The 7575-nt window shown below is 50.7% G+C and carries 8 protein-coding genes; 1 reads left to right on the forward strand and 7 read right to left on the reverse strand.

Annotated features, from left to right (window positions below):
• Positions 1-12: 12 nt before the first annotated feature.
• From ndk to AAH187_RS17545, 7 genes are all read right to left on the reverse strand, one after another.
• Entirely contained in the window at positions 13-429 is a 417-nt protein-coding gene (gene ndk, locus AAH187_RS17515) for a nucleoside-diphosphate kinase (protein WP_342349776.1), read from the reverse strand.
• Between the two features lie 100 nt (positions 430-529).
• Positions 530-1825, reverse strand: coding sequence for a hypothetical protein (locus tag AAH187_RS17520; RefSeq protein ID WP_342349777.1), 1296 nt, complete (start codon positions 1823-1825; stop codon positions 530-532).
• Between the two features lie 10 nt (positions 1826-1835).
• Complete coding sequence (locus AAH187_RS17525) at positions 1836-3194, reverse strand: 2-dehydropantoate 2-reductase (protein ID WP_342349778.1); 1359 nt, start codon at positions 3192-3194, stop codon at positions 1836-1838.
• Positions 3195-3428: 234 nt separating this feature from the next.
• Positions 3429-3893 carry a tRNA (uridine(34)/cytosine(34)/5-carboxymethylaminomethyluridine(34)-2'-O)-methyltransferase TrmL gene (trmL, locus tag AAH187_RS17530; RefSeq protein ID WP_342349779.1) on the reverse strand — a complete coding sequence of 155 codons (465 nt, stop codon included), beginning with the start codon at positions 3891-3893 and terminating at the stop codon, positions 3429-3431.
• Between the two features lie 35 nt (positions 3894-3928).
• Positions 3929-4291 carry a DoxX family protein gene (locus tag AAH187_RS17535; RefSeq protein WP_342349780.1) on the reverse strand — a complete coding sequence of 121 codons (363 nt, stop codon included), beginning with the start codon at positions 4289-4291 and terminating at the stop codon, positions 3929-3931.
• 205 nt (positions 4292-4496) lie between these two features.
• Positions 4497-5483: a hypothetical protein gene (locus tag AAH187_RS17540; protein ID WP_342349781.1), complete on the reverse strand. Its 987-nt coding sequence runs from the start codon at positions 5481-5483 to the stop codon at positions 4497-4499.
• Between the two features lie 136 nt (positions 5484-5619).
• Complete coding sequence (locus AAH187_RS17545; protein WP_342349782.1) at positions 5620-6363, reverse strand: hypothetical protein; 744 nt, start codon at positions 6361-6363, stop codon at positions 5620-5622.
• A 373-nt stretch (positions 6364-6736) separates the two neighbouring features.
• On the opposite strand from AAH187_RS17545, the gene AAH187_RS17550 reads away from it, so the two are divergent.
• Positions 6737-7282, forward strand: coding sequence for a hypothetical protein (locus tag AAH187_RS17550; RefSeq protein WP_342349783.1), 546 nt, complete (start codon positions 6737-6739; stop codon positions 7280-7282).
• Positions 7283-7575 lie beyond the last annotated feature (293 nt).

Below are 7575 nucleotides of genomic sequence, written 5' to 3' on the forward strand. Positions count from 1 at the left end.
TTGGTCTTTCCACTAGCCCAGATTGGATTCCGCAAAAAAGTACCGAATCTCAATTTGAGCATTCTCGGCCGAATCGGACCCATGCACCGCATTGGCCTCAATAGAAGCCCCATGCGCGGCTCGAATAGTTCCCGGATCGGCTTTTTTGGGATCGGTCGCTCCCATCAGATCACGGTGTGTTTTAACCGCGTCCTTCCCTTCCAACACCACGACCACCACCGGCCCTGAACTCATATAGGTCGTCAAATCGTTAAAGAAGGGGCGTTCTCGATGCACGGCATAGAACCCTTCCGCTACCCCTTTGGATAACCGCATCATTTTCATGGCAACCGGAAATAATCCGGCCTCCTCATAACGGCGGACAATATCACCAATTGCATGTTTGGCCACCGCATCAGGCTTAATAATTGCTAACGTCCGCTCTGACATTCTTCTCGTCCTTTCCCAAAAATCCCATAATAAAACCCTGTGAATAAAGAAAGGAGCATTTTACGGCCCCTTCTATTCAGTTGCAATCTCAAGACCACACTTAAAAGTCTGTAATCACAATGACTTCGGCTGGCTGGAACACCACTCGCTCAGGAAGGGATTGGGAACCAGGATGCTGATCGAGCGAGCTGACACGCCACAGTCTGGGAGAAGACGGGAGGGTACCCAAATCACCGATGGCCACATCAACCGGTTCATGAACATGTGTATTGAGACAGAGGAGCGCCCAATTGTGTGAATTTTCCAACGACCGCCGTTCCAAAACGCACAGGTTGGGGTGACTCATCGACCGTTGAACCAGCTCCCCTTCCCCTTGCCAAAGCGGCACCTCCAACTTCCAATGATTCACCGCACGGATAAAACTCTGCAAATCCCATCGTGGGGATTCCCAATCATCAGGGTTGGTCTCCACCACATGCAGTGACCGTTGAAATCCGAATTCATACCCCATCGGGATCATGAGGCCGGTAGAAAACAAAGCGGCAAAGGCATAGCGTTGGCGTTGAACCGCCTCATGCCCTCCAGACTCGGCCGCCAGGCGCGGGGTATCATGAGATTCAGGAAACCCAATGGAGGGCATATTCTGAAATTCACGGTGCTGGGTTAAACACCAGGCGTCCTTGAAGTTCCACCATTTGGAGCTGTTACAAAAAAAGTGAAACCCCGCGTCCCCAAGCGCGCGCGTCTGCTCCAGGGTACATCCCAGATTTTCCGCCCAAAAGACAGCTTGCGGATTCACGCGTTGCGCCCGTTTAATCAGGAAACTCCACAACTCACCTGGAACTTTATAGGCCGCATCACATCGAAACCCTTGAAAACCCAACTCAAGATACCGGTCGACCAATTTCCCCCAAAACTCCCAGAGATGCTCACGGTCGGGAGAATGCCGATTATCAATTTCAGCTAAGTCGCCCCACACCGTTTTCTTGCTGGGATCAACCGGGTCAACCGCATAGGGGTTTTCAACTTTTCCGTGTTCATCCCGCATATACCAGTCGGGGTGCTGAGACACTAAGGATGAATCGATGGCGGTGTGGTTCAGTACCAAATCCACCATGGGCGCCAGGCCGCATTGGGCAATACCTTGAAGCGTGGGACGCAACACATCAAGACGCTGATCCTGAGTCCCTTCCGGCAGAAATGCCGGATTCAGGAGATCGTATTCCTTGATCGCATATAAACTTCCCGAGAATCCGGGGAGATGAATGGGATTCACAAAGAGCCAATTAAATCCCATACCTGCCGCCCGCTCCGCATGAGAAAGCCAGCGATCACACGGCCCGGCCAGGCGTGGAAAGAGATTATAGATAAGAGGAACGCGGTGCGAAGTGTGCATCAAAGCAAACCTACTCTTTCTCTGGACAGACTTGAGGTGGACGACTATCCGAAACCAGGCCTTTGGAAAAGATCATTTTGCCGACTTGTTTCACATTGGCGCACAAGTCACCCAATCCAGGAGTGACCAGGCGAAACGGCCCGCCGCGTTCGGAAGGAAAGGGCGCACCATCCAATTCATACACCAGGACGCCAAACTCCACAGCTTGCTTCATCGTCAGACAGGCCGAAAATTTTCCATCCTGCGACTCGAAGGTCACATGGTCGGCTCCCACATCAAGGGTCACAACATCAAGTAGTGCTTGAAGTTTGACGCCTCGAATATTCATGCCGGGCATCAATGTGGGCAATTCAGAAATCTGATGCATCGCAGGAAGTTGCGCCAGCGTCGTTCGCGTAAAGTGGAGAGTCTGCATGATGTCCCCGCCTACCTCTATCGCGTCCTCGGCGGAAGGCTTGGATGCGGTCATGGCCACAATGAATGCCGTTAACATGTCATTCATGGGAGTGGGCACAGCAAACGCCCTGCCTTGTTCGCTTATAAAACCATTCAGCTCATCAATCTCAGTGGGCCGTCCGGCCAACCAATCATCATACATCGACGTATGAATATCCCGAAGCTCTTGAGCCCACTTGACCACCTTCTCCGGCATATCCTCATCCAACGGTACTCGGTGCACAGCCATGGCCACCGCCGAAACCTCCCGCACGATGGTCGCAATGACCGGTTGGAACTCCGGATGATCCAAGGCTTTTGCCACCCGATCATTCAGTAATACCGTCAAGGGGTTAAAGACACAATTCCAACACATTTTCTCCCACTTGGCGCGCCGGATATCAGGATTGATAAAACAGGGAATGCCTGCCCCTTTAAATAACGCCAACATGGCTTGGAGCCTGGGCGTTTCCATACCCAACGGTTCGCCAATGGTCAGCATCCCTTTTTTATAATGGTCGATCACCCCCGGCTCAGCAATCTTGGAATAAATAAACGCCACCCCGCCCACAATCCGCTCACGGCCAAAGCGGGTCATCAGCGTATCCTCAATCGTCACCCCATTTTGCAAGGTCAGAATAATCGTGTCCGGTTTCACCAGCGGCTCAATCTGATCCATAACCTCATCCAGGTTATAGGCTTTGATCCCCAACACAATCAGATCCGGTTGGGGCAATTCCCTGGGATCGGAAGCCACGGTGGGATGCACGGTAAAGCTCTCACCAATCGCGCTCCTGATGGTCAACCCGTTTTTGGCGATCGCTTCTCTGGTGCGCGGCCTGAGGAGAAATGACACATTCGGATTGTGGCGAGCCAGATGCGCCCCGAAATACCCACCAACCGACCCCGCCCCCACAAACAAAATCTCCTTCATCCGATGACCTTTCTTTACTGGCAAAAATTCGTGTAATTCTTTAGATATTTGACGGCCAGCTTAAGCCTATGTAAGACCTCAACGATATTATCATCCTGAGCCGGAGGATCTGTGCCCAGGACAAACATCTCCAGAACCTAGCAAGATTCTTCGTTTCAAGTTTCCCGAGAAATTCCCAAAATTGAAAGTACCTACTCTAGCAGAATTAGCTTCCCTCGCCTACGGACCTATGGCCTACTTGGCGCCATGGAAATGCAACTGTCGCCAGGCTTCATAAACGACGACAGCCACTGCATTGCTCAAGTTGAGGCTACGAGAATCAGGCCGCATCGGAATGCGTATCCGATGGTCTGGAGGAAGGGCTTCTAAAATATGGGCAGGCAGGCCCCGCGTCTCGGGGCCAAAGTACAAGGCGTCCCCAGGTTGGAAGGCCACCTCGTGGTAGGGTCTCTGGCCTTTAGTGGTAACGCCAAAAATTCGTAAGGGCTTTTGAGCATCCAGATAATCCTGCAGCGTGGGATAATCCTTCATCCTGGCCAATTCATGATAATCCAACCCGGCCCGACGCGCCCGTTTATCATCCAGCTCAAATCCCAACGGATGAATCAGATGCAAGCCGAATCCCGTGTTCGCACACAGACGAATAATATTCCCGGTATTCGGCGGAATCTCCGGTTCATAGAGAACAACATCTAACATTGATGACGCTTCGAACCTTTCTTATTTCCAGGAGTTCATTTATTTGCTGGATTCTTGCCAGGATCTTTTCTCATAGTCCAAGCCAAAACGAGCAGAAGACCGAGAAGCACAAGTGGGACAGGCACAGCACCCATTTCTCCAGCCTTCAGGTGTGTCAGCGCCGCACCCACCATAGTGATGCTCAAGACCACAATGCCATACCATTGCGTCTTCGGAAGAAACAAACTGACTCCGCCGCCGACTTCAATGAACCCAGTTAAATATACAAACCAGAGGGGATACCCCCATTGGGCAAAATGTTCAACCTGGGACTGGCTGCCCATGAGCTTGGCTCCACCCGCTGCAATAAAAAAAATTCCTAACAACACCGCCAGGACAATGTTCATCACGCGCTTCATGACACCTCCAACCCATACAGGAAAAGAGAAATGATGCAAGCCGAATGGGATGCTCGCACACAGACGAATAATATTCCGCGTATTCGACGGAGTTTCCGGTTCGTGAAGAATCAATATCCAGCATCGTGTCGCTTACGAGCCCGTCTCAGAGGCCTCCTAGAAGGTCACCATTAAATGTCACAGTTGATATAAGAATTGGCCAGCTCTAACACTCTCGAAGATCAAGGAGGAGCTTCGGTTCTTCTAAGGCGTACCGAATTACGGATTTGACAGTCTCCTTCACAAGCACCAAGGCAGACTCGTCGTTTCCAAGAGCCGCGAGGGCACCAGTAAACTCAGGGGCGCCACCATGCGCCACCAGGCTACGATAGGCATACATCTTGGACCATACGGTCTCCGGCGGTGTGCTGCCAAAGGGTGAGTAATCGAGCCTAATACCCCATCGGTTATCGAGCAACGCCACTTTCTTCTTCACCTGGCGAGTTATTGAATCGTAAGGATCTGTCGCTTTTGGGGCGTGAGTCAACCAGGATTCGAGGATCCCAAAATACCCTAAGAAACGGAGCGGAGACTTGTGTGGGAGTCCTTTGAGTTGACTGAGTTGTGTAGCAAGGCGTTTCATATTGATGTGACGAGGATCATGCTCTTTAAGACGCAAATGGATAGCTCTGATCATTTCAATATCTCTCGCGGAGACATCAAGGAAGAAGGTATTGCTGTACCGTGCTTCATCTAGTACATGAAATAGACGTCCTTCATTCCAATTCACCGCATAGTCCAGCTCGCCAGCGACATCGCTGTACAGAACTGTAAAACCAACTTCAAGTTCAAGGGGGGCGAGGTCAAATGCATACTGTAAATTGTTCATTGTGGTGTTGAAACCCCTGAATGCAATTACGAAATATCTCCACTCAATTTCGGGCAATATTTCAATAGTTCCACCAGGATGAGGCCAACGGTGCCTCCAAAAGTACCTATAATTGTGCAGCCAACTCCCAACCATTCGCTGCAGAGTCTGCTCGATGACTGCAATTTCTTTCAAGGTCGCTCGTCTGATCAGATGCCCCGGGATCAGCGTATGCTCTACCCCGTCTTCGAGATGCCCAACATTCATCACAAAGGCAAAGCTCTCAGGGGAGACTATCTCGGTCTTTTTCTGCAAATCAGTATTCGGTTGCTGTTCGGACGCCATCTTAACCTTCGACTTTGAACCGATGTATCGACGTTATAGAAAAAAATGTTTTTGAGCACCTTATCCCTGCAGAATAGGAGTCTGTCCCCTTTCTGCGTTGAGCGACCTGTTATACTGTTTAAGGAGACTGAACATCTCAATGGAGACGGATCGATCGCCCAAACCTTGTCATTTCCGAAGTTTGAAAGTCCGCGGACAGAGAGGTCACATACAAAGTCATGATTGATCCAGTCCCATGATAATTCGTTACCCTGGCGATTATCCTACCGCGCTCCGTATCCTTCACCCCAGTAATAGTAGCCACTGCACCAAGCTTTCCTTTTTCAAAAGCAAAGTCAGGCCGCGACAAACCTAGATCAAGAGCAATTTGTTGCATCGCCGAAATCACATCATCTTGTGCCTCGGCGTTCAAATCATAATTAACCGCTATGCACTCAGCTCTCGTCAGTCCTCGTCCATCCGAGACCACAAGCTCGGCTCCGCGTAGGGTCACAAGGATACCATTTGCTAGTGCTTTCTGCGTGGTGTAATACCTAGGCTCGGCCTGGAACTCAACCGAGTAGTCACATCCCTCTGGATGAAATACTACACCTCGGGCCAAAGTCTCCCCTCCGGACGAGGACGCTACGAACTGGGAGAGTGCAAACAACGCCCACATTACAGTAACCGTTGACATGATCTGAGTCGTCGTCAAAGGCTTCTTGATGATGCGGTAAAACAACCATGGAATTCCGGTGACAAGTAGCGAGACAAGCATCATCCCAATGGCCTTGCCCAAAGCCCCAGGTATTCCTAGGTCATCCATGGTAAGAAACGCAACAACTAGACTTCCACCTGCCAAAGCAGTCCACCATCCTTTATGAGCAGTGAACAAATTCATGTGTTCAGCCTCCACCTGGTTTGGAGCTTAAGCTTAAGGTTTTTTTGCGAGGCGGGCCAAATGGACTCAACGCTCAGACCTTGATAAATAACAGCTACGTTCACCAGCCGGACGGAGAGCAATACAAAACTACAACCTGCTTGACCAAAGCAATAGACAGGCGTTCATTGAATGTCGACCCACTTGGGGAACTCACTGCCGTCTCCTTCCCAAATACAGCGCTGTAAGATCCTGGGATTTCGCAGGATGTGTGGCTGAAGTGGTCTGGCGGCGAAACGGTTGTGATAGACTACAAGACACGGACCTTTTGGCCATTCGAATAGCACAGCAACCCCACTCACTGTTGAATACCGCAGCAGAGCAGGGAACTTTGATGAAACCGCTTGCGGGCGTGTACCCCGATGACGAACAAACGTATGCCATGTGGGACCAGTACCTGTTTGGCCCCTCGTTATTAGTCGCGCCCATTCATGATCAAGAACCCATTCGAAAGGTCTATCTGCCGGAGGGAAGCTGGATCGATTACTACAACGGCTCTGTTCATTCCGGCAAACAATGGCTCAAGGTCGATGTGGTGAAAGAGCATGTGCCGATTTTTGTGAAGGCCAACAGTTTAATTGTCAAAGGCAATATGTATCAGGGTAATGACCGTACTTGGAACCAAGCCACGCCGCATCTGGATATATTCTATTACCCCCAGCGAAACTCGACTGCGAACACCATGTTCACCCTGGTGGACGCCGGCGATACCAACAAACACAAGAACATACGCGCCAACATTTCCGGCAACACCGTCAGCCTATCGATACCGGGTAACAGTTATGGCGGTAAGGTGCATATTATCCCGAGTGATGGACCGGGGGTTGTCAGGGACTATCCCCCTAACGAGGACACCATGATCACCCTTGAGTTGAAATGATGCTAAAAAATCCACTTAGGCGGAGGAGCCAGTTGCCCTGGTTTCTATCCACTGGGTTTCCACCAAATCCCGAAGGGTCTTTTTAGGTGTGTCTGTCAAAGCAGGGGAAGTCCCCAATAGAGGATCTAGCAAAAGAGCGCAACTTCCCTCAGAGTTGGTCCCTTATATTCTGCCGCCATCGAAATTATGGGAGTTGAACCTGGAGCAATATGTGGAATGGGTTGAGTGCGCTTGGCTCTGTACCTTCAAAGTCAGGTAGGGGTCTGCCAATTTTGACCTCTTTTCCCACGGGT

The sequence above is a fragment of the uncultured Nitrospira sp. genome (assembly GCA_902500695.1).
In the GTDB taxonomy this organism is placed as follows: domain Bacteria; phylum Nitrospirota; class Nitrospiria; order Nitrospirales; family UBA8639; genus Nitrospira_E.